At 58.9% G+C, this 26304-nt stretch carries 15 protein-coding genes and 2 pseudogenes; 8 read left to right on the top strand and 9 right to left on the bottom strand.

From position 1 onward, the window contains the following. Window positions 1-196: 196 nt before the first annotated feature. Window positions 197-2101: a nucleoside-diphosphate sugar epimerase/dehydratase gene (locus GGD65_RS12050; protein WP_183235387.1), complete on the bottom strand. Its 1905-nt coding sequence runs from the start codon at window positions 2099-2101 to the stop codon at window positions 197-199. A 249-nt stretch (window positions 2102-2350) separates the two neighbouring features. Between GGD65_RS12050 and GGD65_RS12045 the strand changes: the two are divergent. Further along, a pseudogene (locus GGD65_RS12045) lies at window positions 2351-3296 on the top strand (UDP-glucuronic acid decarboxylase family protein). Window positions 3297-3839: 543 nt separating this feature from the next. On the opposite strand, the gene GGD65_RS12040 reads toward GGD65_RS12045, so the two are convergent. After that, the gene (locus tag GGD65_RS12040) at window positions 3840-7124 is read right to left on the bottom strand and encodes a M10 family metallopeptidase C-terminal domain-containing protein (RefSeq protein WP_183235386.1); all 3285 of its coding nucleotides are present in this window, start codon (window positions 7122-7124) and stop codon (window positions 3840-3842) included. A 186-nt stretch (window positions 7125-7310) separates the two neighbouring features. On the opposite strand from GGD65_RS12040, the gene GGD65_RS12035 reads away from it, so the two are divergent. The 3 genes and pseudogenes from GGD65_RS12035 to GGD65_RS12025 all read left to right on the top strand — a co-directional run. Continuing rightward, window positions 7311-7613 (top strand): hypothetical protein, encoded by a 303-nt coding sequence (locus GGD65_RS12035; RefSeq protein ID WP_183235385.1) that lies wholly within the window; start codon window positions 7311-7313, stop codon window positions 7611-7613. Window positions 7614-7732: 119 nt separating this feature from the next. Next, window positions 7733-8926: a CaiB/BaiF CoA-transferase family protein gene (locus GGD65_RS12030; protein WP_183235384.1), complete on the top strand. Its 1194-nt coding sequence runs from the start codon at window positions 7733-7735 to the stop codon at window positions 8924-8926. Window positions 8927-10274: 1348 nt separating this feature from the next. Next, window positions 10275-10972, top strand: a pseudogene (locus tag GGD65_RS12025) (CoA transferase); the annotation flags it as partial. Between the two features lie 1347 nt (window positions 10973-12319). Here the strand turns inward: GGD65_RS12025 and GGD65_RS12020 are convergent. From GGD65_RS12020 to GGD65_RS12005, 4 genes are all read right to left on the bottom strand, one after another. Then, on the bottom strand, window positions 12320-13201 hold the full coding sequence (locus GGD65_RS12020; RefSeq protein ID WP_104461356.1) for an outer membrane protein: 882 nt from the start codon (window positions 13199-13201) through the stop codon (window positions 12320-12322). A gap of 154 nt (window positions 13202-13355) precedes the next feature. Then, the gene (locus GGD65_RS12015; protein ID WP_183235383.1) at window positions 13356-14879 is read right to left on the bottom strand and encodes a tripartite tricarboxylate transporter permease; all 1524 of its coding nucleotides are present in this window, start codon (window positions 14877-14879) and stop codon (window positions 13356-13358) included. Window positions 14880-14890: 11 nt separating this feature from the next. Next, window positions 14891-15433 (bottom strand): tripartite tricarboxylate transporter TctB family protein, encoded by a 543-nt coding sequence (locus tag GGD65_RS12010; RefSeq protein ID WP_183235382.1) that lies wholly within the window; start codon window positions 15431-15433, stop codon window positions 14891-14893. Between the two features lie 180 nt (window positions 15434-15613). Continuing rightward, the gene (locus tag GGD65_RS12005) at window positions 15614-16588 is read right to left on the bottom strand and encodes a tripartite tricarboxylate transporter substrate binding protein (RefSeq protein WP_165637466.1); all 975 of its coding nucleotides are present in this window, start codon (window positions 16586-16588) and stop codon (window positions 15614-15616) included. A gap of 318 nt (window positions 16589-16906) precedes the next feature. On the opposite strand from GGD65_RS12005, the gene GGD65_RS12000 reads away from it, so the two are divergent. Next, window positions 16907-17260: a hypothetical protein gene (locus GGD65_RS12000; RefSeq protein ID WP_183235381.1), complete on the top strand. Its 354-nt coding sequence runs from the start codon at window positions 16907-16909 to the stop codon at window positions 17258-17260. Window positions 17261-17514: 254 nt separating this feature from the next. Beyond that, window positions 17515-18009: a hypothetical protein gene (locus GGD65_RS11995; protein WP_183235380.1), complete on the top strand. Its 495-nt coding sequence runs from the start codon at window positions 17515-17517 to the stop codon at window positions 18007-18009. A 718-nt stretch (window positions 18010-18727) separates the two neighbouring features. Here the strand turns inward: GGD65_RS11995 and GGD65_RS11990 are convergent. Further along, window positions 18728-20401 carry a hypothetical protein gene (locus tag GGD65_RS11990; protein ID WP_183235379.1) on the bottom strand — a complete coding sequence of 558 codons (1674 nt, stop codon included), beginning with the start codon at window positions 20399-20401 and terminating at the stop codon, window positions 18728-18730. Window positions 20402-21538: 1137 nt separating this feature from the next. On the opposite strand from GGD65_RS11990, the gene GGD65_RS11985 reads away from it, so the two are divergent. Beyond that, a complete protein-coding gene (locus GGD65_RS11985; protein ID WP_183235378.1) occupies window positions 21539-22933 on the top strand; it encodes a hypothetical protein in 1395 nt (464 codons plus the stop codon). Between the two features lie 575 nt (window positions 22934-23508). Here the strand turns inward: GGD65_RS11985 and GGD65_RS11980 are convergent. After that, window positions 23509-24237 carry an outer membrane protein gene (locus GGD65_RS11980; protein ID WP_179735593.1) on the bottom strand — a complete coding sequence of 243 codons (729 nt, stop codon included), beginning with the start codon at window positions 24235-24237 and terminating at the stop codon, window positions 23509-23511. 963 nt (window positions 24238-25200) lie between these two features. On the opposite strand from GGD65_RS11980, the gene GGD65_RS11975 reads away from it, so the two are divergent. Beyond that, window positions 25201-25515 carry a hypothetical protein gene (locus GGD65_RS11975; RefSeq protein WP_183235377.1) on the top strand — a complete coding sequence of 105 codons (315 nt, stop codon included), beginning with the start codon at window positions 25201-25203 and terminating at the stop codon, window positions 25513-25515. A 266-nt stretch (window positions 25516-25781) separates the two neighbouring features. Here the strand turns inward: GGD65_RS11975 and GGD65_RS11970 are convergent, their stop codons facing one another. Continuing rightward, window positions 25782-25949, bottom strand: coding sequence for a hypothetical protein (locus GGD65_RS11970; protein ID WP_157644308.1), 168 nt, complete (start codon window positions 25947-25949; stop codon window positions 25782-25784). Window positions 25950-26304 lie beyond the last annotated feature (355 nt).

Genomic DNA, 26304 nt, shown 5'->3' with positions numbered 1-26304 from the left:
TTAAAGCTGGGTACGCTGCCGCTGGGGGCCGCAAGCGCTCGCTGCAGCAGCGCGTCTTCCTTTGCTCAAAAATCGACCGCGGCGAACAGAGGTCCGTCGCGATCGAAATCATGGTGGTGGTGCTTGCGCGGCCGCATAGCGCTGAGCGGGCTTTTTGCCTCGCTCACAAAAAAAGAAGAAAAAGAAGATCGTCTGCCTAAGCCGCATCGTTCCGGAACTCCGGCACGGCCTCCTGCAGAATCGCTTGAATTGCCTCTCTGTCCACTTTCTCGCTGGCCTCTTTCAGTGCTTTTACCCAGCTCCTCATCTTCCACATCGAAGCTTGGTTGGGCTTCGCGGCCATTACGCCGGCAACTCCGATATCGACCTTTGGCTCTTCGCTCGCGAACAGGATTTCGTTCAGCCTTTCGCCCGGCCGAATGCCGATGAAAGTAATATCGATGTCGCGGCCCGGCTCGAGTCCGGAAAGTTTGATCATGCGCTCTGCTAGATCCACAATCTTCACCGGGCGGCCCATGTCGAGAACATAAACGGACACGTCTCTTTGATCTGCCCACAACGCATGAGACGCCGCGGTCATGACCAGTTCGCAAGCTTCTCTGATCGTCATGAAATAGCGAACCATATCAGGATGCGTAACCGTGACCGGGCCGCCTGCCTCGATCTGCGCCTTGAATTTTGGAACGACGGAACCATTAGAGGCAAGGACGTTACCGAAGCGGACGGAAATCAGTCGCGTCCGGTCCGCCGTGAGGCCCGTTCCAATCTCGGAATCGAGGGCTTGGCAATACATCTCTGCGAACCGCTTAGTGAGGCCAAGCATCGAGACCGGCTCGATAGCCTTATCGGTTGAGATCATCACCATCGCATCAGCGCCGCACAAGACGGCCGCATCGGCAACGTTGATCGAGCCGAACACGTTCGTCTTCACGCCCTCGCCCCAGTCCTGCTCAAGAATGGGAACGTGTTTAAGCGCCGCAGCGTGAAACACGATTTGAGGTTTGAATTCCGCCAACAACCGAAAGATCCGGTTTCGGTCTCGCACGTCCGCGATCCTGGCTTCCAGCTTCGCAGCCGGATTAGTGACGGAGATCGTCTCCATCAAACGGTACAACGCGGGCTCAGAGTTATCGATCACGAGTAGTCTGGCCGCGCCGTGACGAAGTACACGATCACAGATTTCGGAGCCGATCGATCCCGCTCCTCCGGTGACCACCACCGCCTTTCCCTCGACCAGATCTTCGAGCCGCCGATGGTCGATGGTATGGATCGGCCGCAACAGGAGATCTTCTACGGCGACCGGCTTCAGCTTCGGCGTCTCCCCGCTCTCCAGCGAGGGTAGTTGGCTTACGACCATGCCCAGATTTCTGGCCCGCACAAGGATTGACTCAGGATGCGCATCGGGATCAAAGCTCGACGGCCCCATCACAAGCCGCGCTATCGGTCGCTTGCGATTGGCAAAATCGCGAATGACGTTTTCGAAATCGTCCAAGCCGCCAAGCACGGGAATATTGCGAACCAGCTGCCCTCGGTCCGCTCGCGACGGCGAAATGAGCCCTATCGGGAAAATTCCCTTGACCGAGCCGTTCTCGATCGCCCGCAAAAGGACCTCCATGTCGGCAGCCCTACCGACAATGAGCGTTGGAGGCGCATTCTGCTCGCGAACATGACGAAGAGTACGGCTATATCTGAAATACCGATAGGCAAACCGCGATGCGCTAAGGAAGAATACTTCAAAGAACCAGTACAGAACGATAGTAATCTTTCCTAAGAAAAATGCACCAAAGACGTTCGGGGATACAAAAATGTAGTCGGCCACAACCAATGCGGCCGTGAGAACAGACGCGACGCGCAGAATGTTGAGCGCGTCAGGCAGAGATATGAACCGCCATTTCGTGGTAGTTAGATTGAAAACGTAGCAAACGACGACGCTGAACCCGACAAAGAACGGCAGCAGGCGAAGTAGCAGAGGTAATCGCTCGAATAGAAGATCGCCTTCGAAACGTAGATAGAAGCTGACAAGGACAGCCAGAGCTGTCGCAATAGCGTCATGCAGCGCAATCAGATAATTGCGATAGGTGAGACTGGAAATTGGCGTCACAGTGGAAGTCCTGCCTTGGCGCTGCCGCGAACCCGCGTAGGGGGTCTTACCGTGCGCAGCATCGCTTTTCTATCGAGAAAAAATGACGGGAAGCGCCAACACCTTCGGGACACCGGACAATGCAGCGACCGGTCTTTGCGCAAATTGCGACTACGGTATAAAAATACCTATAACTTGGCTACCAGCTGCGCCGCCAATAGAAGTCGCGCTCGAGCCCTAGTCAGCCGAACCCAAGCGACTGGGAAGCCGATGCCCTTTGAGCGTTACCACAACGGCCGAATCCTGGTGACCGGCGGGTCGGCTTAATCGGTTCCCACTCGTGCGAACGGCTGCTTGCCGAAGGGGCGGAGGTCCTCTCGGTCGACAATTACTTCACCGGCAGCCGGCGCAACATCGCTCACCTCTTGCAGAACCCGCGGTTCGAGCGGTCAGGCGCGACGTGACCTTTCCGCACTATGTCGAGGTCGACGCGACTTCAATCTCGCCTGCCCGGCCTCGCCGATCCATTACCAGCGCGATCCCGTACAAACGACTAAGACCAGCGTCCGCGGCGCCATCAACATGCTGGGATCTAGCCAAGCGTCTCAAGGCGCGGATCTTCCAGGCTTTTAGGAGCGAAGTTTATGGAGAGCCGCTGATCCATCCGCAGACTGAAAAATATTGGGGCAACGTCAATCCGATCTACGTTCCTGCTACAATGAAGGCAAGCGCTGCGCCGAAACCCTGTTCTTCGACTATTGGCGCCAGCATCGGTTGCCGATCAAGGTTGTTACCCGCATCTTCAACACATACGGTCCGCGAATGCAGCCGAGCGACGGCCGCATCGTTTCATCGTTCATCGTGCAGGCGCTCAAGGTCGATCCCATCACCATCTTCGCCGACCGTGGCCAAACCAGTCGTTTTGTTATGTCGACGATCTCGTCGAGGCGACCATTCGGGTATGTTGTCTCCTGACGGGTGCACGGGGGCCGTCAATCTCGGCCACAACTCGGAATTCGGCCGAGAAGGTGATCAAGTTCACCAATTCCTGCTCCAAACTCATCTTCAAGCCGCTGCCGCGAGCCGATCCGCGACACCGCCGGCCGGATCTTTCGACGGCAAAGCGCTGCTGGACTGGCAGCCGAAAGTCGCGCTGGACGAAGGGCTGCAGAAGACGATCGCTTATTTCAAAGAAGGGGTGAACTTAGCCAAGTGACGGGCAAGTTGCCGGGGCGCCATCTTCCACGCGTCTGAAAGCGATATCAGCAACTGCCCCAGGCCGGCGAAGCAGCATGGGGGCGGGCGATTTATTCCCTTCAACGGTAGCGGCTTGGCCAGGCGGATGGGGCGTCCATGCCCGACGCAACCGGCGCCTTCTTCCACGCCAACTGGCGCGAGACCAAGATGGGCTCGGAATCCCGTTCGCAACATTCAGTTACGACGCGTCAGTTACCGTCGTCCTTGCTTTTTTCGGAATTCCTCAATTTTGATTTGTAGCGGAGTTGGCTGCCGCTTCTCTACCTTCTGCGCCTCAAGCTCCCGCAGAAGCTTGTCCGAATAATGCGAGCGCGGTCTTGTTTTGCGCCGCAATTAAGCTCCGGAAGTGCACCGGGTAAAGAGACACATCGATCAGCATCTCGCGAGAGACCTTCAGATATCAAAATCTGGACCACGCCTGCATCCCTCGCCACGCGACGCAGCTTCTCGACACTCTCGTCTGCCAGGCTCGATGCCTGCGTTTTATCCTCGCTCGCATACGTCAGGCGAGCAGATCGTGCGCCGCGAAACCTGCCAGATGATTGAAGTGGCCCGAAAGCAGATCGGTGACATTTGCGTCGATCTGCGTCACGGCTTCTAGCACGGGATTGGATGGGCCGAGCGAGGCCCTTGCACCATTGCTGTCTGCATTCAGACCTAGAAGCGCCGTAGGAACGTACTCAAAGTTGTTGGATTCGGCGAAGATAGAATGGAACACAAAGGTGTCGTCTGCGGCCATTGCAATTGATGAACTGCCAGCAGCTATCGCAACAACACCATCGCTGTTCAAATCCTGATGGAACGTGGTCTCATACGATTGTAGCGCCGCGCTCCTCCCGGAAACGAAACTGAGAAGGTTAGCGACATAATTGCCATTCGAGTCGACGCTCCAAACATTGTACTGGCCCGTGCTCGCATTCTTCCAGGCCACGTCATAACCACCACCAGCCTGCTCCGCCCCGACCGGCGCCCATCCCGCCCACATGTCAACCGTGACCGGCGCGCCCGAAAACGTGAGCCTTGGCCCTACTCCGCCCGCCACGGGATTGAGGAGGTACTCGTTCCCAACTTGAACAAGGCTCGTCGAGCCCGCTGCCTCGATCGTGATCGTGGGTACACCAATCAAACCATCGCCATTGAGATCCTGGTGGAACGTGGTTTCATATGATTCCAACGCCGAGTTCGTCCCAGACACAAAACTAAGGAGGTTCGTTGCGTAATTGCCATTCGAGTCGGTGCTCCAGATGTTGTACTGGCCCGTGCTCGCATTCTTCCAGGCCACATCATAGCCAGTACCGCTCTGCTCTGCCCCGATCGGCGCCCAGCCTGTCCACATATCGACCGCGACCGGCGCGCCCGAAAACGTGAGCTTGGGCCCTACTCCGCCCGCCACGGGATTGAGGAGGTACTCGTTCCCAACTTGAACAAGGCTCGTCGAGCCCGCTGCCTCGATCGTGATCGTGGGTACACCAATCAAACCATCGCCATTGAGATCCTGGTGGAACGTGGTTTCATATGATTCCAACGCCGAGTTCGTCCCAGACACAAAACTAAGGAGGTTCGTTGCGTAATTGCCATTCGAGTCCGTGCTCCAGATGTTGTATTGGCCCGTGCTCGCATTCTTCCAGGCCACATCATAGCCAGTACCGCTCTGCTCTGCCCCGATCGGCGCCCAGCCTGTCCACATATCGACCGCGACCGGCGCGCCCGAAAACGTGAGCCTGGGCCCTACTCCGCCCGCCACGGGATTGAGCAAGTACTCGTTCCCAACTTGAACAAGGCTCGTCGAGCCCGCTGTCTCGATCGGGATTGTGGGCACGCCAATCAAACCGTCGCCATTAAGATCCTGGTGGAACGTAGTCTCATATGATTCCAACGCCGAGTTCGTCCCAGACACAAAACTAAGGAGGTTCGTTGCGTAATTGCCATTCGAGTTGGTGCTCCAGATGTTGTATTGGCCCGTGCTCGCATTCTTCCAGGCCACATCATAGCCAGTACCGCTCTGCTCTGCCCCGATCGGCGCCCAGCCAGTCCACATGTCGACCGTGACCGGCGCGCCCGAAAACATGAGCTCGGGCCCGATTCCGCCTGCCACGGGATTGAGGAAATAGTTATTCCCAATTTCGGCCAAGGTCGTTGAGCCGGCTGTCTCGATTGCTATCGTTGGCACACCAATCGCGCCGTCGCCATTCAGGTCCTGGTGGAAGAGTGGTTCATACGCTTCCAGCGCGGAGCTGGTACCCGAGGCAAAACTCAATAGATTCGTGACGTAGTTGGCATTCGAGTCGGTGCTCCAGATGTTGTACTGGCCCGTGCTCGCATTCTTCCAGGCCACATCGTACCCACTACCCGTTTGCTCCGCCCCGATCGGGGCCCAACCCGCCCACATGTCAACTGCAACCGGTGAGCCGTTATATTTCAGCTGCGGTCCCGCTCCGCCGGCAACAGGGTTAAGAGAGTAACTATTCCCGACCTGCACCAAACTGGTCGTTCCGAGCCCCTCGACCACCGTTGGCGATACGAACGTCAAGCTAGCGATCGTGCCGTCACCAAACTGGAAATACTCGACGCCGGTGACCGTATCGATGCCGTCTGGCGAGCCGTTGCGCAGATCGGTCAGCGTGAACGTCTGTGTCGTCGTGTTGTACGAGATCACGTAGCTCGCCCGGCTGCCGGAATACACCGCGGTGTCCGTGCCTGAGCCGCCGATGATGGTGTCGTTGCCGCCACCGCCGGTGATCGTGTCGTTGCCGAAGCCGCCGTTCAGCGCATTGGCGATGGCGTTGCCCACGATCGTGTCGTTGCCGGAGCCGCCGGTGGCATTATCGATGTAGGAGCGCGCGTCGCCGTTATAGAGATAGGCGTTGTAGACGTTGCCCGAGGCGTAATGGCCGTTGCCGAGATTGGCGAGCTGCACGGAGGAGAACACCGACGAGGCGCCGGGATTGAGGTTGATGCTCAGGTTCGTCGTGTAGTTCGACAGATCGTAGGTATCGACGCCGCCGCCGTCCCAGACCGTCTCGTAGATGCGGTTGGCCGACCCGCCGGCGCCGCCGCCCGGTGCGAGTTGGCCGACGCCGTTGATGAACTCCTGTCCCGTGATCGGATTCCAGGTGTAGACAGTGTTGCTGCTCTGGGTTGTGTAGTCCGCACCGTACATGGTCTGGAGCGCGAGGATATCGTTGGCCATGTAGGTCTGTGGATATCCGTATGTTTCGTTGGTATAGCCGCTCGTCGTCGAGGCGCCGACATAGCTGCGGTAGCTCATGACAGTGTATTCGCTGTCATCGTGCGCAGTCGGCACGGCGACGTTGGCCGGACCACCGGTTTCCTGGCTGTGCTTGAGGCCGACAGCGTGGCCGAGCTCGTGCAGCGCTGTCGCGAAGTAATAATTGCCGAGCTTGGCCTGCGAATAACTGTACTGAGTCCCGAACCAGATATCGCCGCCGGACGCATAATTGCCGGGATAGTAGGCGTAGGACGTCGGGTTGGCCGCCGGCGACTGCGCAATCATGATGTCGGCGCCGTTCGTGCCTGCGTACTGAATGTTGGCGTTGGTGTAGCCGTTGATCAAACCGATCGCGTAGTTGATCGCAGCCTGCATCTGGGTTGGTGCCGAGGCGAAGCCCGAAGTATTCGGCTCACTGCTGCCGCCTGAGTATGGGCTAGCGTAGTCGCTGGCTAAATCAGGAAAGCTGTAGGTGATTGCGCCAGACCATTTATAGCCCGACAAGAGGCCATCAATGTCGGCGTTGTTCGTCTTCGTGACCGTGACGGCAGTAGCCAAAGGGGAACTCCGAACCAGCGAGCTTATCGAGGAGTTAACAGATGATTGTAGATAGAGAGTTAAACGTTTGGTTTAAATTGGGCAGCAGCGTTTGCGCTCCTCCGTTAGGCATTAAGTACCGTAGTCTTTCGGTGGCTTTTTGAGTTTCGTTCCCGGAACGGGAACGCCCATGCTTGCAGGGTTCAAATGAAACAACGCACACTGCCGGCCAGCCTGTTTGCCGCCTTCATCGCGCTTGCTGGACTGTCCCATCAACATCTCGGAGGAGTGCCTGTGATGGTGGAGAAGGCCAAAGCAGACGATAGCGGCCGGGCACGGCGTGCGCCCTCCATGCCGATGGCGCGCGATCCTGCCGCGGCCGTGGCAGAGGAATACGAAGTCGCACGCCGGAAGGGAACGCGGGAGGCCTTCGAGCTCTTCATTGCGCGCCATGGTGACGATCCCTTGGCCGAGCGGGCGCGCGCGGACTTGCAGCGCCTGTCGCGTTGATATCTCCGGGCACCGCGACAGGCATCGCATTTCGGCAGGCGGCATCGGCGCCGGCCCGGCTTTTCGCGTGATCTCTGGGCTCTATGGTAGGTCCGCAATCTGTCCCGGAGCCTCTCAAGATGCCCTTTCCGCATGCCTCGGAAGCCCTGTCGCGCTTCACCGTGCTCGATCTGACCCGCGTCCGCTCCGGGCCCACCTGCGTGCGGCAGCTGGCGGACTGGGGCGCCAATGTCGTCAAGATCGACGCGCTGACCGAGGATGCCGGCGGCGAGCAGCCGGGCGGGCCGCGGCGCGGTTCCGACTTCCAGAATTTGCACCGCGACAAGCGGGCCATGACGCTGAACCTGAAGGACGAGCGCGGGCTCGCCGTGTTCAGGCGCCTCGCCGCCAAGGCCGACGTCGTGGTCGAGAATTTCCGGCCCGACGTGAAGAAGAAGCTCGGCATCGACTATGAAAGCCTCGCCTCGATCAACCCGCGCATCGTCTATGGCAGCATCTCCGGCTTCGGCCAGGACGGCCCCTATCACAAGCGGCCCGGCTTCGATCAGATCGCGCAAGGCATGGGCGGGCTGATGTCGATCACCGGGGCGCCGGGCCAAGGCCCGATGCGGGTCGGCATCCCCGTCGCCGACCTGACGGCCGGGCTGTTCTGCGCCATGGGCATCCTCACCGCGCTGCTCGAGCGCGAGGTCTCGGGCAAGGGCCAGTGGGTGCAGACCTCGCTGCTGCAGGCCCAGATCTTCATGCTCGACTTCCAGGCCGCACGCTGGCTGGTGGAGAAGGAGGTCGCCAAGCAGGCCGGCAACAACCACCCGACCAGCATTCCGACGGGCGTGTTCAAGACCTCGGACGGCTACATCAACATCGCCACCACGGGCGGGCGGATCTGGGAGCGCTGCGCCCAGGCGATCGGCGCAACGGAACTCTATGCCCATCCCGAGTATGCGACGGCCCCTGCCCGCTCCAAGAATCGCAACGCGCTCAACGCCGAGATCGAGAAGCGCACGGTGACGAAGTCGACCGAGACCTGGGTCAGCGAGCTCAACGAGGCCGGCGTGCCCTGCGGGCCGATCTACGCGATCGACCAGATGTTCGAGGACGCGCAGGTCAAGCATCTCGGCATCGCCCAGGATGTGCCGAACGACGAGGACCGCCACATCCGCCTGGTCGGCCAGCCCGTGACGCTGTCGCGTACCCCGAGCAGGATGATGGCGCGGCCGCCGGAATTCGGCGAGCAGACCGACGAGGTCCTGAACGAGTTCGGATTTGACGCCAACGAGATCGCAAGCCTGAGAGAAGCCCGAGTGATCTAAGAGTGCTGGATTTTGAGTTACAGGTCCAAAAAAGCGTATCGAAACGCGAGACGCTGTTCGCAGCGCAACGCGCGCAGCTTATTCGTCCGGTGGCAGGAGGAGATTTTAGAAGCGCTCTTTTGAGGCACAGCTTTGAGGTGGGCTGACGGCATGGCGCCGTTGGATGATGCCGACGAAAAGCTGCCTCATTGAGTTCAACCAGAGTACCACGGCTTCAATTACTAGCCAGCAACGGGAAGCTGTCGCCTCTGATAGTCCGCCGCCAGTCACCATCCCGCAACGTACACTTCGCAACGCAGCTTTTTTTCACCTAGTAGCCGTTGTCCCAGTGCTAAAGTCGCTTCTGAGGCCGGATCGAGACAGCTTGGACACACAAGCGGCAGACGCCTGGCTTTCCCATGGTATCTGAGGCCAAACACAATGCTGCGTGCTCTGGGAGGCAGGCTCCGCGCGACCGAGGGACCCACCTCTGATAGGTCTCACCTGGATGGCGCCCCAACTTACCGCATAAGCGGGCAACACGTGAAGCCCTGGCTGTTGCCTGCAAGGTCTACTCAGGTCTCCGTGCTGGCGGTCGGCTAGGCGGCGGCTCGTTCAAATCCCGGGCCCAAGGAGCACCAGTTGTAAGTCTTGATTTCGATGAGATTTCGCCAGAGCTCACACAGGACGAAATAAGAAAACCTGCCGTAACCGCAGCGGCGCCCCCCACTATCCTCACAGAGGTCAGCAGCAAACGGCTAGATCGGAATGGAGCTTCCTGCATCCCAAGCACCAGGACTTGATCGATTTAAACTAGCATGACCGTGCACAGGGCGTCGAGCGACCAGAACCTAGTAGGAGAACCGCATCAACCCGATGGAAGCTGCTTCCAGCCTCGACATCCCATGGCCGGACCCGCCGTTGCGTCATCCGGCAGCCCCGAGCAGAATGGTGGCTCGGCTGTTGAACTCGGGAGCAGACTAGGTGGTAAAAGAATTCGGGTTTGCCGATACGAGAGTGGATCTGTCTGAGGCTGAGCTTTATGTGCGTGCGTGTGGCGGCTCGATTAGCACGCAATCAAATATGCCTGTGTAATCTCCAAAATGCGATCAGCACGAGAGCGATAGCCCAGAGTGTCAGCAACAAGAGAATGGTTTCAAGCATGACGAATCAAGCTCCGCCGCGCAGAGATATACCCAGGAGCGAAGTTGTCATCGACGAACGAACAATTCACGAGCGCGAACCAAACGTGGCGATAGCCGAACGAGCCATGTCGTCCCGCACGGTTCCTTAGCGATGTAAGAGCATCATTCCAATCAGGTTCGTGACAAGCCCGGTAAGATCCCGCCCAACATCGTAGCCAAACAATTTGCGGCTCGGCATTCCCGTCGCCGACCGGACGGCTGGACCGTTCTGCGCCATCGGCATCCTAACGCGCTGCTGGAGCGCGAGGTCCTGGGGCAAGGGCCAGTGGGTGCAGACCTCGCTGCTCCAGGCCCAGATCTTCATGCTCGACTTCCAGGCCGCGCGCTGGCTGATGGAGAAGGAGGTCGCCAAGCAGGCCGGCAACAACCATCCGACCAGCATTCCGACCTGCGTGTTCAGGACCTCGGACGGCTACATCAACATCGCCAAGACGGACGGGCGGATCTGGGAGCGCTGCGCCCAGGCGATCGGCGCACCGAAGCTCTGTGCCAATCCCGACTACGCGACGGCCCCTGCCCGCTCCAAGAACCGCGACGCGCTCAACGCCGCGATCGAGAAGCGAAGTCGACCGAGACCTGGGTCCGCGGGCTCAACCAGGCCGGCGTGCCCTGCGGCCCGATCTACGCGATCGACCAGATGTTCGAGGACGCGCAGGTCAAGCATCTCGGCAACGCCCAGGACGTGCCGAACGACGAGGACCGCCACATTCGCCTGATCGGCGAGCCCGTGACGCTGTCATGCACGCCGAGCAAGATGGTGGCGCGCCCGCCGGAATTCGGCGAGCAGACTGACGAGGTGCTGAAGGAGTTCGGCCTCAGTGCGGACGAGATCGTGGAACTTAGACGTTACAGAGTGGTGTAGATTAGCCAGCCTCTTCACAGAGAACGATCTGTCGCGATTTTGTTGAACGACATTGGCAAGGCGATTGCAGAATTCCGTCAGCAGTCGTCCAGAACAGTCAGTGTTGGTTTGCCAAACTGCCTCTCAATCATCGAAATACGTCCGGGAACGGATTTGAGAATCTTTCTGAAGGCCGCAGCACGTAATCGGCCGCGAGCCGCCAGCCTGCGATGTCGGCGCACTTCCCGCAGCGTTCACAAGATAATTCTTCGCCTTGGAGTAACCATCGCCCTCGCGTGAATGAACTCTTGGAGGCTATCTCGAGACATCGCGGACAAAACAAAGGTAAGCGTCGGGCTCGCCAACGCTGCAACAATCTAGAGGCCATTTGATTTCCCTTTGGCTGGTAACGGAGGAATGAACATAACCAATACATCAGAAATTGACTTGTTTGTAATGTTGTGGCCTCCCGAAATGTAGACGCAGCCGCGGACCGCACCAACCCATGAATGTATTAGCCATCTTCGGCGTCGACTCACCCGAAGCCGACCGCGGATGAAATGGGCTCCATTCGTACGCGGCCTGATCCGCCGGGCGCGAATCGATGCTCGTGAGTTTTCTGCTTTGGTTCCGGTCCCATTAGCGGGATAGCAACCGATGACAACTTTCGCATGAAGTCCGAATGCAATGACGGACTTGCGGTTGCACCTCGGTTTTGTAGACTGCCAGTGGCGAGACCAAGCGCGAGCTCCGGAGAGAAAGTGATGGGGGCACCTAGTCGAAATATTTCGCATACGGTCTGCCCGGTGTGTCAGTCCGTTTACCTACGCTCCATAAGAGCCTCTGCCACGTCGGAGACGGGGCTCTTTCGATGTAACAATTGCGGCGAGATCATCGCGCGGTGGCACACGCCGTACGTGCCAGTTTACACCAAAAGCGATCAGGAAGCTTTGCTTTCGACGAAGTTCCTTCAGCCTCCTCGTAACACAAAGCTCGCGTTTGCCCATGCGATAGCTGGCGAGATATGCCAACCGAGAAGCGGCTTGTCTGCAAAAGCTCGGCGGCACTCGTGGCCAGTCATGGACACTGAGTTTCCTCTCGACAGAATCTGTGCCATGCGGTGAAAGCCCGGTCGAGGTTGTCACGCGTCGGCGGTACCGGAAATTGTCCCGACTAAGGCCCCTGGCCTTACAGCGAGGCGCCGGAATTCGCCGAGCAGACCGACGAGGTCTCGAAGGAATTCTCGGCGCGGACGAGATCAGCAAACTTAGGGACGCCAAGGTGGTGTGAGCCCCTCGCCTGCCGTCGCCAAACGACAAAGCCCGGCGCGAGCCGGGCTTTGCTTCTTGTTGGACGCCTCTGTTGATCTTAGTACCTGGCGACGACCGGGCTGTCGAACTGGTAGTTGATGCCGGCGCGCAGGATGTGGTCGGTGAAGTGCGACGAGACATTGGCGCTGATCGGCAAGGCGGGCGACAGCGTGAACGGACCGGACGAGAAGCGCCCGAGATCCATGTAGAGATATTCGAGCTTGGCACTCCAGTTCCGGGTGATCTTGCCCTCGACGCCAACGCCGGCGGTCCAGCCGACGCGCGTGGTTGAGTTGGAACCGACCGATGTAATCGGCGCGCCAAAGGGCGCAATGCCGCTGAAGCTCGTCATCGTGCCTGTGGTCTTGATTTCGCCGAAGGCCAGACCGCCAGTGCCGTAGAACAGCACCTTCGGGGTCGCCAGGATACCAACGCGGCCCCGGACCGTGCCGAACCACTGGAGCTTCTGGTCGACCGTCAAGGTCGTGCCAGCCAGACCGCCGGGCGGCAAGAACGTCAGGCCGGGAAGACAGGGGCCGGCGACCGGCGCGACGGCAGTACCGACGCAGCTGAAGCCGGCGCTGCCCTTCTCGCCCGACCACTGGAGGTCGCCCTCGATGCCATAGACCCAGTTGGCATTTTGCCAATTGTAGCCCGCTTGGCCGCCCGCGATACCGCCGTTCATGTCGAACGCCCCACTGGTGATGGAGCCGGCCGGAGGCGCGATCGGTGTGCCAGTCGGCGTGTTAAAATAGGATACGTCGGTGCGCGAACGGCCCCAGCTGTAGCCGCCATTGGCGCCGACGTACCAGCCGGTCCAGCTCCACACCGGATCGACGATAGGCGCCTTCACATAGGGTCTTGCTGCGATATCGGCAGCCAACGCGCCCGTCGCGAACAGCGACATCGCCGCTGCCATTCCAATCACGATCCGCTTCATGGAGAACCCCCTCCGCACAATTTTGTGATCAAAACATACGTCACCGCCTGCCCAAAGGCTGTGCCATGCCGGCAACATCCAGAAACAATCGCAGGATGTGGCGCTCCGGACCACAACGACATGGCCTCCCTTTATGTAGTTGAATCCAATCGATTTATGCCTGTCGCGATGTCGCCCTGGTCCGTTGCGTCCATCCGACGCGGGAAAGCATGCCGTCGATCACCGGCCAGAACAGCAGGACGATCGCCAGCGTCGTGATCGAGCCGACCAGGCCGTTCGACCAGAACACCTTGAGGTCGCCGCCGGAGCCAATCATCGACAGACGAAAGGCGTCCTCGGCGCGATTGCCGAGCACGAGCGCGAGGGTGAACGGCGCCAGCGGAATGCCGATCTTCTTGAAGACGTAGCCGACGATGCCGAAGCCGAGCATCAGCCAGATGTCGAACATCGCGTTCTGGATCGCGTAGGCGCCGATCGCGCAGGACACCACGATCATCGGCGCCACCGCGGCAAACGGCACGCGCAGGATCGAGGCGAAGATCGGCACGGTCGTCAGCACCAGCACCAGGCCGACGACATTGCCGAGATACATCGAGGCGATCAGGCCCCAGACGAAGTCCTTGTGCTCGACGAACAGCAGCGGGCCCGGATTGAGCCCCCACACCATCAGGCCGCCGAGCAGGATCGCCGCGGTGCCCGAGCCGGGAATGCCGAGCGCCAGCATCGGCAGCAGCGCCGAGGTGCCTGACGCATGTGCCGCCGTCTCCGGCGCGAACACGCCCTCGATGCGGCCCTTGCCGAAACTTTCGGGATCCTTGGCGAAGCGCTTGGCAAGGTTGTAGCCCATGAAGGACGCCGCGATCGCGCCGCCCGGGGTGATGCCGAGCCAGCAGCCGATGAAGGAGGAGCGCAGCAGCGTGGTCCAGTATTTCGGCAGGTCCTTCCAGACGCCAAGCACGACGCGGAGCGAGATGCTTGCGGCGTGGCCGCGCAGCGCCAGCCGCTCCTCCATCGTCAGCAGGATCTCGCTGATCCCGAACAGTCCGATCACCGCGACCAGGAAGTTGATGCCGCGGAGCAGCTCCGGCGAGCCGAACGTCATGCGGAGATTGCCCGACACGGTATCCATGCCGATGCCGGCGAGCAGCAGTCCCAGCGACATCGAGATGACCGTCTTGTGCTTGGCCTCGCGCCCCAATCCGACGAACGAGCAGAAGGTCAGCAGATACACCGCGAAGAACTCGGGCGGCCCGAACTTCAGCGCAAAGGACGAGATCATCGGCGCGAGGAACGTGATCAGCAGCACCGCGACCAGCGAGCCGATGAAGGAGGAGGTGAACGCCGCGGTCAGTGCCTCCGCCGCCCTGCCCTGCTGGGCCATCGGATAGCCGTCGAAGGTGGTCGCGACCGACCAGGCTTCGCCGGGGATGTTGAACAGGATCGAGGTGATCGCGCCGCCGAACAGCGCGCCCCAATAGATGCAGGACAGCATCACGATCGCCGAGGTCGGATCCATGGTGAAGGTGAGCGGCAGCAGGATCGCAACGCCGTTGGGGCCGCCGAGGCCCGGCAGCACGCCGACGAAGATGCCGAGCACCAGCCCGACCATCATCAGCACGAGCGTCTTCCACGTCAGCAGGACGGCAAAGCCGTGAAGCAGGAGACCAAAAGCTTCCATCTTGGGACCGCCTAGCGGCCGAAGGCCGCTTCGAGCGGCCCTTTCGGCATGATGACGTCGAAGGCGACATCGAATGTGACGAACATGATCGCCGTGAACACAAGAGCGGTGAGCAGCGACTTCCACAGCGCGATCTTGCCGACGAGGCGCATGAAGCCGGAGATCAGCAGGAAGCTCGCGACATAGAGGCCGAGGAACTGCATCACGAGGCAGAACAGCAGCGTCGGCACGAACACCGCCATGACGCGGCGGGCCTGTGCGCGCGTGACGAAGGTTCCGGACGCCGCACGCCGCGCCAGCAGCGCCACGATCAGGCCGTAGAGGCTGCCGCCGCCGAGGATGACCGAGAGATAGAACGGAAAATAGCCGGGTTCGGGCCCGGTCGAATCCCAGGACGCGCCGGTGCGCCAATTGTCGTAGCCGAGCGTGACGGCCAGCGCGAGCAGCAGGAGGCAGACGAATATCTCGATCGTGCCGGACGAGACGACGGAGGGCGAGTCACCTTCAGGCGCGGTCGGATCGTCGACGACGATTTCAAGATCGGTTTGGGACATGAGCGAACAACAAACGCTGTGGCCAATCCCCTCGCCCCGCTTGCGGGGAGAGGGTCGGGGTGAGGGGGAGTCTCCACGAGGACGGTGAAAGATGGACTCGCGGAGAGTCCCCCTCACCCGGATTGCATCTTCGATGTAATCCGACCTCTGCCTGCAAGCGGGGCGAGGTGAAGAAGACAGCTACTTCGCGACGAATCCGGCTTCGGTCATCAGCGACTTGTTGATGGCATCGTCCTCCTCGAGGAACTGCACCATATCCTTGCCGGTGAGGAAGATCGGCTTCAGCGCCTGCTTCTCCATGTAGTCCTTGTACTCGGCGGTCTGCGTCACCTTGTGGAACAGCTCGACATAGAACGCCTGCTGCTCGGCCGTCACCTTGCCGGGCAGGAACATCGCGCGCAGCATCAGGTACTGGACGTCGACGCCCTCCTCCTTGCAGGTGGGGATGTCGGCCCAGGACTGGGTGTCCGTCACCTTGCTGGTGTAGGAGATGCGCTCCTTGTCGAACACGCAGAGCGGACGCACCTGGCCAGCGCGCCAGACTTCGAGATTTTCCGATGGATTGTTGACGTTGGCCTCGGTGTGGTTGCCGACCAGCTGGGTCGCGGCCTCGCCGCCGGACTTGTAGGGCAGATAGGAGAATTTTGCGCCGGTCTTCTGCTCGAGGAAGACGGTCAGCACATGGTCCTCGCGCTTGGAGCCGGTGCCGCCCATCTTGAACGGCGCGCTCGCCGCCTTCGCGGCCGCGACGAACTCCTTCACCGTCTTGGGGCCCGCGCTGTTGTCCCAGAGCACGAACTGGTCGAGCGCGACCACCGAAACCGGGGTCAGCTCACGCCAATTGAAGGGGATCTTGGCCGACAGCGGCAGCATGTAGATCAGCGAATAGGCGATCAGCACCTTGTTCGGATCGCCCTCGCTGGACTTCATGTACATCAGCGCTTCGGCACCCGAGGCGCCGCCCTTGAGCGAGACGACGATCGGCTGCTTCATCAGATTGTTCTTCTGGATCGCGGCCTGCATCATCCGCGCCATCTGGTCGGAGGCGCCGCCCGCACCCGCCGCCACCACGATCTCGACCGGCTTTGCCGGCTCCCAGCCGGCAACAGCCGGAGTGCCGCACAGCGCGACTGTCAGCGCAATCGCGGCCTTCATTCCATGTCCCACGGGCGTCTTCCCTATGTTCTTGTTCGGATTGGAAATTCAGAGATGAATTCAGGAGCATTGTGCTGGCGAATTCGCCCGAATTCAAGCCATCCGACGCCATCCCCGTTATGACTTTGGAATGAGATCTGAAATGAGACAAGCCTCGCCCTCCTGAGCTACAAGCGATCCGCGGGGCTCATAGACTCGGAGCAAGCAATCAGTGGCTCTGATCAGGGCCTAAAGTTATAACGAATGGGCCCCTTCGATTAAGTGTAATTTCCGAAAATGCAAAAAAGCTAAAAGTAAGAAAGCTAAGAGTGACGTGTGATGCCGCGCCTGCTCTACATCAACGAAAAATTTGGCCACGATGCGACCATCATACTGGAGAGCGGAGACGCCTGCTGGATCTCGGTGGGCAAGAAGGGCGTCTTGGTGCGTTCGCACAAGCATAACTTTTGGGGCGGATTGCTGGGAGGCGTCTTTGGCCCGAAGCTCTACCAGGAACGAAATATCTACCAGGCACTAAGTGTCGCCCAAGCTCTCGCGTCAACGTTTCCGCCGGTTCCACAAATTCGGTGCAGGGACATGATCCTGAGGGCATTTTGTACAGCAGTCTGGCAGTGCTCGTCACCAGAACGTGTCAAGGCCATACTAAATGATCCGGAGTTGCTCGCCGCGTAATTGCTACGCTTCACGAGCCCATTTTGCTGCCACGCTGCGCTTGCAATTTTCTGATCTGACCATATTGCTGAAGTATGAATACGCGTAGAAAAGTAAGTTTAGACCTCGACCACGCGCGGCGGAGAACGCGGTGGAAAGTCCAGTGGGGAGTTCCCGCCCGAGCCGCTGGCGGCGCTGCAAGGGCAGCCGCCCTATCACGTGACGAGCGCAGGGAAATAGCTCGGAAGGCCGCTAAAGCCCGCTGGGCGAGACACTTGCCGCAAGCGACGCATGAAGGCGTCCTTCAATTCGGAACCATCGAGATCGAGGTTGCGGTCCTCGACAACGGGCAGCGCGTGATCACTCAGAGTGGCTTCATGGTGGGCCTAGGCCGCCTTCGCCCGCCGAAAGGACGTCATTATTACAGGAGCGGCCCCAATCTCCCTGCTTTTTTGACAGTGCAGAGTCTCAAGCCTTTTATCGGCGAAGACCTTTTCGCGATAGCCGACCAGATCGAATTCCGCACCAAGCAGGGCGTTAAGGCGTTCGGGTACGCGCCGAACTTCCTCCCAAAGGTCTGCGATGTCTTTGTGCGCGCACAACATGCCGGAGTCCTGAAAGCCACTCAGCACGACATCGCCAACCGCGCCCAAATTATCGCTAAGCAGCTCGCACGCTCATGCACGATGCGTCTCATAGATGAAGCGACGAGTTACCAAGAAATTCGCGAGACACAGACGCGGCGGAATACTTATCGGCGCGAGGAATGAAGCTAAAGCTCCCCCACAGGTTCCGCGGCATCAATCTAGATAGGACTTATTTAGTTTAGCGCCGAGCCATAGCCTGATTAGCGAACTGGAAGAGCGAGGCAGTTGGCGGTAAATTTGCCGTAGCGCGTCGCTATCCGATGATGTTGCTCGATCCTGTTGAAGAACCGCTCAATTGCTTGCCACCGCTATAAGGACCACGCATGAGCTTCCTTCAAGGCGTCCTTATTGTTTTAATGCTGGCCGGCGCTGGTACAGCCGTGTTCGCTAAGGGTGCGTCGCAGGATCCAAAACCTAAATCGCAATGCCTCGTGAATGCTTCCGAACTGCCGTCGGGAGCGCCAAAGGTCATGTGTCCAACCCGCAGCTCACCGGGAGGCTTTTGCGTCTGTCCAAGATTTACTAAGGACGGCGAGGCGGACGGACACTTTGTTGGGACGGCAAGATAGCCAACCGCCTCCAAGGCAATGAACGCGCTCGGCGTTAAATTGGTGGCCGAGCCTATCGACGATCAGCAGAAAGTGGCTTGATTGCGCCGCACTACTCTCCCGCCTGCCACCAGCCGGAGGCATCGAGGATTACCCTAACGCCCGCGCCTTGTTTGGCAAAAGCGGCTTGATCAAACGGTAGTGCCACTTTTGGTTTCCAATACAGCAGCGGCGGGGGGACCAATGCTGAATCCGACGCCGCCGCGCAATCGGCTCTGCCGAAAATGCCTCCTTCAACGCGAAGTGACATCGACAAAATAACCACTCTTCAGGAACTCGAAGTCGTCATCCTTAGCTGAATAAAGCGCATACCGGTGCTCAATTAGCGCCCGCGACCGGCAGTCCTTATCCTCTAGGCTGCAAGTTACAGCAAAGCCGCTCACCAACAGTTCGTTAGCTACGTCGCGACGAATATACATTCGTGTGTTGTCAATGATGAGGGGTTCATATGACCGAGTAAACGACGCTAGCTTGTAGAGCATTGGAATCTCTGCCCACTGCTCATGGGCCTCGATTAGCTCGGGGCGCTCGGTAGATATGACGTCGTCTAGTGCGCCGTACCCTTGATGGGCAAGGATTCGGTTCGCGAGAAGGCCTAAATCCACGATCCTCACGCGTGAGCAACAAAGGCCGACACCACCTACGTCTGGCGTCAGAAAGCTAATACTCGCCCTGCCTGTCAATTCCCGGATCCGATCCACGGCAAGTCCGGTGAGCCGGTAGGATGCGGGCGTTACACCGAATGGAGCAGACAGTGCCTGTGATCTGATAGTCAGATAAGCTTGCGAGAGCGGCGGCTTGGCGCTCGACCACCAGCTGACTACAACCGTTACTATTGCGGCAATCAAAACATATGAGCGCTGCAGTTCACTGCGAAACAACTCGAGTTTCTTAGACCAAAACCCGAATAGAAGAAGTGCAAACGGGAAAGCGAGCGTTTGCATTCGCCCCACGTAACCCCAATTAGTCCCTATTGCAGAGTTGAATGCAATTACTCCGAACATGGGGGCAAAGAGATATAACGACTTGGTGAATAGCTCCGTTCGCTGATTAAACGCGTCTAAAAAGCAAGCAAAGTGCAGATACACTATGATAGCCATAGACGAGAACAACAGTGGCATCGCCCTTACGACTTCGAATGCCGCAGAGGCCTTTTTGACTAACTCCCTTAGGTTGTCTTCGTGGTAGGGAGGCTGCATTTTGGCGTAGATGGTGTTAGGAACCCAATCCGAGAAAAGCCAGAGCCGCAGGGCCTCGGTCCCACCCAGCACTGCCGTGCCCGTAAGCGCCAGGATCACGAAGTCTTTGGTCCGGCGCTCGTATAAAAGCGGTGCAAGGATGAATGCGTAGTAGACCATTGCCTCAAAACGAGTAAGGAGGAACACACTCCCGAAGGCTGCGGCCCGCAACAGATTTGAGCGAAAATATAAATTCCGTACGACTCCAACTCCCGTGAAACACAAGAGCGGCATTTCCATTCCGTTCGCGATTTCGCTCAAAGACATTCCGAGAGCAGCGTAAGTCGAGAGCAACAGGGCTGAGGCGAACTTATCGAGTTTAAGATCCTTGGTTAGCAACCAGATCTGAAGGATCGTAAGGCAGAAGAAGAGCCCCGTCATGCCCTGAGCAACGGCGATGGCAGTAGCAAAGCTCGGCTGGAACAGGGCGACGAACGAATTAATTAGGAACCACGCGATAGTGGAAAACCCCTCCACCTGTTCCGAAAGCGGCGTCAGTGCGATGCGGCCGGTCGCAGCGAAGGTCTTCGAGTAAGCGAGTGTGATCGCGCCGTCGTCCCATCCCCGTGTTCCGACTAAGAGGACTACAGCCATCGTGATCGCCACCTGCATTGCAATCGGCACTGCGATCGCAATTTTAGTGTTCGAGTTTCGAATCTCACGGTTCATCTCACGCCTGCCAGGTCATCGAAAGAGGATCATTGAGGCAGTCCAGGACTAGCGCAGACGATCATGCTGGCGGGGTTCTTTATGGCACCGGCATAACAAGTTAGAGACTTTTTCACCATGAGACCTCAACGTCCATTTAAGTTGGCAGCGGGGGTGCGGATTGGCGATGAACCGAGATCTCAAGGAGTTTCATCGTCTCGAACGATTTTGCTTAGAGCTTACGGCCGAGGCTTCCGATGATATTGAGCGGGCCGGACTATTGGCAGTTGCTGGCGATCTTCGAGTAGCGTCAGCAGGTTTGTCCCCCACGGCCCCGTCCCAAGAGCAACACTGACAGGTTCTCGCTAATGACGGACTAAGATCGTGGCGAGGCTGGCGCGCGATATGCTTAGGTTCAGCCGCCCCGCCGATCGTGCGGAACGACGCGGTATCGGCCGCAGGGGCCGTTCATGTCCGACCTTTGCGGCCTTTCTGCTTGTCAGCAGACCTATGTGAATTTTGACACACATTCGGGAATATTCGGCAACAACGGCACGGTTGGCGTCGTGCTTTGGATTCGGTGAAGGCCTCAGTCCCATGAGGCAATGCCTGTCCGGGGGCCCCAGCATCATGCCCCCCCCGGCCCGATGCTGGGGCCGCCACGGAGCGTGGGGGCTATTTGCAGGCTGGCGTATCTGGCCACTGTTGAACATAGAATGCGAAAACTGATTTATTGCGGCCGTCGTGCTTCCATGTCCTTGTCAAATATCTGGCTTGGCTGGGGATAAGCAGACATACGCGGCGGCTCACCGGTAGCCCCTGAGATCAGGCGAAGGCCCTTGCGACCGGCGCGGCCTTCAATCCACACGAGGACGCGCAACTGATGCTCACCGGCGACTTGCATCAACGCATCTTCCACGGCCGTACGCGGGGGCGTGAGAACCATGAAGGCGGCCCAATGCGAACCGCGTCCCTGCTTCCGGCCAACTTAAACGATCATCAGTTTCCACCAAAGCTTTGCTAACCAAACAATCCTTCTGAGAGAAATTGCCCATGGCAGAACCGCTCCTTATGAAACTGGAAATGATTACTCCTTTAGGTTGAAAGCAAAACGAAGTCGCAACGCCCTCCAAAGACTTCAAAAGCAAAAGCGATCGCGTGAAAAAAGAGACTATTGGCACGTCGGCCGATCCCGGCCTCTGCATCAGGCCTAACGAGACGTTGCAAACGTACTCGCCGCTTGCGATCGGCCTAGTGATGGGGGCCGGGTTTGCAGGCCTTGGGCTCCGTTACTTCGCCCGGGAGCACGCCACCGACGACGCCATTCAGTTCCTGATCCCGTGGTATGCCTTTGCTCGAGATCACGGTAATGCTGCACTGGCCGAACCTTTCACCAACTACACCCCGGTTTATAGCTATCTCCTGCTGATCGCCGCCCATTTTGATTGGCTGGGACAGCCACTGTCCCTCGTGAAAGCGATCTCGGGAGTATTCGAGCTGGGCTGCGCGCTCGTCGTCGCCCAGATGGTCTGGCGAGCGACAAAGGTACCGTTGCGCGCGTGCGTGGCCTTCTGCGCGGTTTGGCTTGCACCTACGGTGATCTTCAATGGCGCATTGTGGGGGCAGGCCGATTCGATCTGGACCTTCTTCACCCTGGTTTCCGTGGCGCTTTTCATGCGGGACCGAAATGGCGTTGCGCCATTTGCGATGGCGTTTTCTGTGAAGGCTCAGGGCGTGTTCCTGGGACCCTTCGTGCTCGGCATGATGTTGCGCCGCCGGATCCACCTGGCGTGGCTAGCTACCGTTCCCGGGATCTACGTGGTTCTCGCGATACCGGTTCTCGTCGCCGGCAGATCGTTAGTCTCCGTGTTTGCGGTCTATTTGGACCAAGCTCACACATTCAATCGCCTCACCATGAACGCAGCGAACATCTGGGTGTTGGCTGGAGGAATGCCGTACGCGATCGGGGTCGCCGTCGGCATGGTGCTCGCGGCGGCGAGCGGGCTCGCCTTATCGATCTTCATCGCGCGCTCTCAACGGGCGGGTCCGGAGTTTATTCTACTGGCCGCATGTGTATCGCTTATGCTCATGCCGTATTTGCTCCCGAAGATGCACGAGCGGTACTTCTACGCGTTCGAGCTTGCGTCGATCGCGCTGGCCTGCCTCAATCCGCGCTATTTGCCCTTCGCGGTGATTGCTCAGCTCGACGGCGTGTTATCCTATCTCGCGTTTGAAACCGGAATCGTCCTGGGGGTGCTGCCGGCGGCACTCTGCAACAGCCTTCTCGCGTACTACCTCGTGCTTGATCTTTGGCGGAGCGAACGTCGATTTCGCCTACCGAAGCTAGCCTGGGTCGGCTTCATCGTGTCGGCCGCGGGATTGTTCTCCTATCTGGTCTTCGAAGGACCCGGCTGGGACATATCTCCCGTGTACCTGCTCGCCACGGGTCTCGTCACGGCTGCGGCGCTGCGGCTCCTCAAAGACTCGCAACAGGCGACCACCAGCGGTCAAGAAGCAGGAACGCCTGGCGTTGCGGAAATTTTGAGTAGTTAGTTAGCTTATCTGGTCGATTTAGACCGAGCATAGTTCGTGATTTCATAAAATTCTGCAGTGGCTTATACTTTTCTCGCCTCGATCACATAAGAGCTCTGGCGGCCTCCCTCATCGAAGACCGTGGTGGCCAAGACGCCAACTTTTGGTGGGCGCTCCCAGCTGGGACCGTGCTTTTCGCGGCCGTCGCACCCCTGGCGGGGCTGTCATGCGAGTTCTTCGAGAAACCGCTTCTGCGACTGCGGAAGCCCTACATAGTGCGATCTAAAACGGGTTCGGCGGCGCCGCATATGGGTCAGAAGCGTCGCTATGGCACGCCGCCGTTCACTTCCCGTCTACTCGGGTGATCGGACATCCTCAGGCTGACCTCGCCGCTGCTCCGCTCGCTCCAATCCTATCGCGCCGCTCATTGAAGCCGCCACTCGTCGCTGATGATCCACCGAGAATATCTGAAGGCTTGTCGCTGAAGACCCTGAAGCGGAATGCTAGCGCTCGCAGGAGCTGCTCACTATCCGACAACAAAAAGCCCCGGACGACGCCGGGGCTTTGAGCTGCTGATTTTGATCGGGTTGGGCAGATCAGTACTTCGCGACCACCGGGCCGCCGAAGCGATAGCTGACACCCGCACGCACGGTGTGGAACACCGGATCGTGCTCGTAGGAGAAGCCGGGGAAAGAGACGGTGGAGTTGTTCCGGAAGGTGCCGAAATCGGTATAGCGGTACTCAACACGGGCCGACCAGTTGGGCGTGAAGCCGTATTCCCAGCCTGCGCCGACTGTCCAGCCGGTGCGGGTGGTGGAGACGGTCTCGAACAGCGCGTTCGCGAGCACGTAGGTGTGGTCCATATCTGCCCAGGCCGCACCACCGGTCACGTAAAGCAGCGAATTGTTGAAAGCTACACCGAGGCGACCACGGATAGAGGCCTGAGCGTCGATCCGGAAGTCCGTGCCGTTGGTGTTTGCCAGGCGATAACCGCCCTTGACGTCGGCGCCCTCTATGTCGCCCTCGAGACCGAAGACGAATTGGCCAAACTGCCAGTTGTAGCCAATGTGACCACCGCCAACGAAGCCATCAGCGTTGAAGCCTTGGACGAAGCCAGTGGGGGCGCCCGTTGCGGTGACGAACTCACGGGTGCTGTTATCACCCCAGGCGTAACCGGCCTGCGCACCGATGTAGAAGCCGGTCCAGTTGTAAACGGCGGCGACAGGCGCCGGCGCCTTCGTGTAAGGCCGGGCGGCCAGATCGGCCGCTGACGCGCCGGCGGTACCGAGGACAAGAGCGGCGGCGGCGATGGCGAGCTTTTTCATTATCTTCCCCAATTTTTAGACATGGAATGCGAGCAATTTGATGATGCAACATAGCCGAGGAGTCGCACTAAGCATGTCACCTGTACGCCACAGCAGAGATCATTTAAGCGGTTCCTAAAGGCGAACTTTCGGGTCGCGCAACCCGCCTCCCGCTCGCATCAATCGACCATATTTCCCACCGGGAAGCCGGGTTTAGTCGCGGTCCGAAGTTCAGAATTTTGAGAAAAAACTCAAGGGCTTGAGTCAGCTTTGGAATGAAGTCGGACAAGTGCTCTATTCTTCACAAGCGCAGCCGGAGAGAGCGCGGCTGCGCCGTGGTAAGCGTGGTCCGGCTAAGGGCAGAGGCGGAAACTGCGGCATGCGGACGCGGGGTCGCACACGGTTTGTAGAGCGAATTGGACTTTCCCTGTTCGACCGTTTCCATGAATGTTGCGACTTAGTGACTGCCAATGTCGCCTCCCCCATCTCGCAAAGAAGCTGAACCACGTTAGCGAGCCAGAGACTGACGTGAAGATTAACCTTCCCGAGATAGACCTTAAGACCGTGCAAACCCTTGGCAGCGTTGAGCTCCAAGACGAGCTCGGACGGCCCGTCGGCCAATACTTTTTCGGAAAGGGACAGGGTCGAACCGTTTTCTTATTTGGGAAGTACAAGGGGACCTTTAAGACTCATGCAGAATGCCGAGCCTTCATCGACGGCGTGCTTGCGGTGATCCCCTCACCATTCTCCTGACTTTGATTGGGCTCGTTACCGCAGTGACGACGGGCCAATAAAAACCGGGCGCCTCAAGTCGGCTTTGGGTCAACGGCGCCGTTCTGACCAGCGGCGTGGCGATTCCGCTATAGCTCCGACCCCGGTCCCCGAAATGCCCCGTACGGAAGCGATGGGCCACAAGGCACATTTGGGCATACTACAACCAATGATATTCATCTTTGTTAAACTCGCCTGAGCGAGGGTCGGGCTATGAAGTACGTCTTGATCTGCACCGTCATTGGCTTCGTCGCGGGATGGCCGCTGACTTTATTGCTTGCTCGCAAAAAACCGACATTGGCTTGGTGGCTCGCTATAGGCTCCAATATGCCGACATTAGTGATGCTCCTTTCTTTGTCGTCCGGCGATTTGTACGTGTTCCTTGCGCTCGGGCTACTGGTAGGGCTTGGTCTCGGCGGTTTCGGCTTAGGCGCGCTTTGCGGAATAGTAAATGCGAGCCTCTTTGGTACCGAGCCTCCAAGGTGGGCGCGTAAGCTTCGGCAAAAGATCGATGAGGCTCGGGGATAGTCTGCTTCGGGTCATTAGCGCCGTTTGGAGGATCGGCCGGGTGGTTCCGCTCTACCCCAACGAGCCGACAACTGAGGACGCCGTTCGAAGCTCGCCTTCGGGCCATAAACCGACGTTTCGCATGCACTGGCTACGCTCGGCCCGGAGGTGAGCAATCCGCTTTTTCGTAGCTAAACCGCAGCGCGACGTCGAACACGGACGAGATAGCTACGCTGAGTGTCGTCGCTCTCTAAGGCGCCGCGCCGTCCGGGTTTGTAAGATCGATCTCAGATGAGGCTGAAGGTGATCGCGATTAAGAAGAACACGACCAGCCCGATGCCGACCAGCTTGAAGATGTAAGCCGCCTCAACATCGCGCCCAAGCCACTCGAAATCTGGCCCCCATAAGACGGTTGCGACGAATCCCAGAACAAGGGTCGTGATCAGCAGGATCACGTAGATGGTGTCCGTTGATTGAGCTTTCACTGGCCTACGCCGAAGTGTCCCATCAGCATTCCGTTGATGTCCCGGGGTCTTACGCCCGGCACGCGTGAGAGGTCTCCTGTCGGCCAGAGGCGGAAGGTTGAGTTGCGCCGAATTAGCTCTCGTTGTGAGGTCGAAACGGAGAACCCGTGCCGAAACGCTCTCGGAGAGAATACCGGCGATAGCGGGGGCCGTACGAAAAGCGCAGCCATCGTTCCCGCTGCTTTGCGATTGCCATCCCGTGACGGAAATAGACAGCGATGGTCGCGAGAATGGCCATAACGCCAATGATCCAGTGTCCGGACCAGAACAGCGCTATGCTAAAGAG

The organism is Bradyrhizobium sp. CIR18, from assembly GCF_014198295.1.
GTDB lineage: Bacteria > Pseudomonadota > Alphaproteobacteria > Rhizobiales > Xanthobacteraceae > Bradyrhizobium.
The sequence above is the reverse complement of the archived record's forward strand: the minus strand, read 5'-3'. Positions and strand labels throughout refer to the sequence as shown.

Excerpts from the sequence above, each read along its gene's own strand:
- GGD65_RS12035 (WP_183235385.1), top strand. The coding sequence starts at position 7,311 with ATGAAACAACGCACACTGCCGGCCAGCCTGTTTGCCGCCTTCATCGCG.
- GGD65_RS12010 (WP_183235382.1), bottom strand. The coding sequence starts at position 15,433 with ATGTCCCAAACCGATCTTGAAATCGTCGTCGACGATCCGACCGCGCCT.
- GGD65_RS12020 (WP_104461356.1), bottom strand. The coding sequence starts at position 13,201 with ATGAAGCGGATCGTGATTGGAATGGCAGCGGCGATGTCGCTGTTCGCG.
- GGD65_RS11990 (WP_183235379.1), bottom strand. The coding sequence starts at position 20,401 with ATGAACCGTGAGATTCGAAACTCGAACACTAAAATTGCGATCGCAGTG.
- GGD65_RS12015 (WP_183235383.1), bottom strand. The coding sequence starts at position 14,879 with ATGGAAGCTTTTGGTCTCCTGCTTCACGGCTTTGCCGTCCTGCTGACG.
- GGD65_RS11975 (WP_183235377.1), top strand. The coding sequence starts at position 25,201 with ATGAAGTACGTCTTGATCTGCACCGTCATTGGCTTCGTCGCGGGATGG.
- GGD65_RS11980 (WP_179735593.1), bottom strand. The coding sequence starts at position 24,237 with ATGAAAAAGCTCGCCATCGCCGCCGCCGCTCTTGTCCTCGGTACCGCC.
- GGD65_RS12005 (WP_165637466.1), bottom strand. The coding sequence starts at position 16,588 with ATGAAGGCCGCGATTGCGCTGACAGTCGCGCTGTGCGGCACTCCGGCT.
- GGD65_RS12030 (WP_183235384.1), top strand. The coding sequence starts at position 7,733 with ATGCCCTTTCCGCATGCCTCGGAAGCCCTGTCGCGCTTCACCGTGCTC.
- GGD65_RS12000 (WP_183235381.1), top strand. The coding sequence starts at position 16,907 with ATGCCGCGCCTGCTCTACATCAACGAAAAATTTGGCCACGATGCGACC.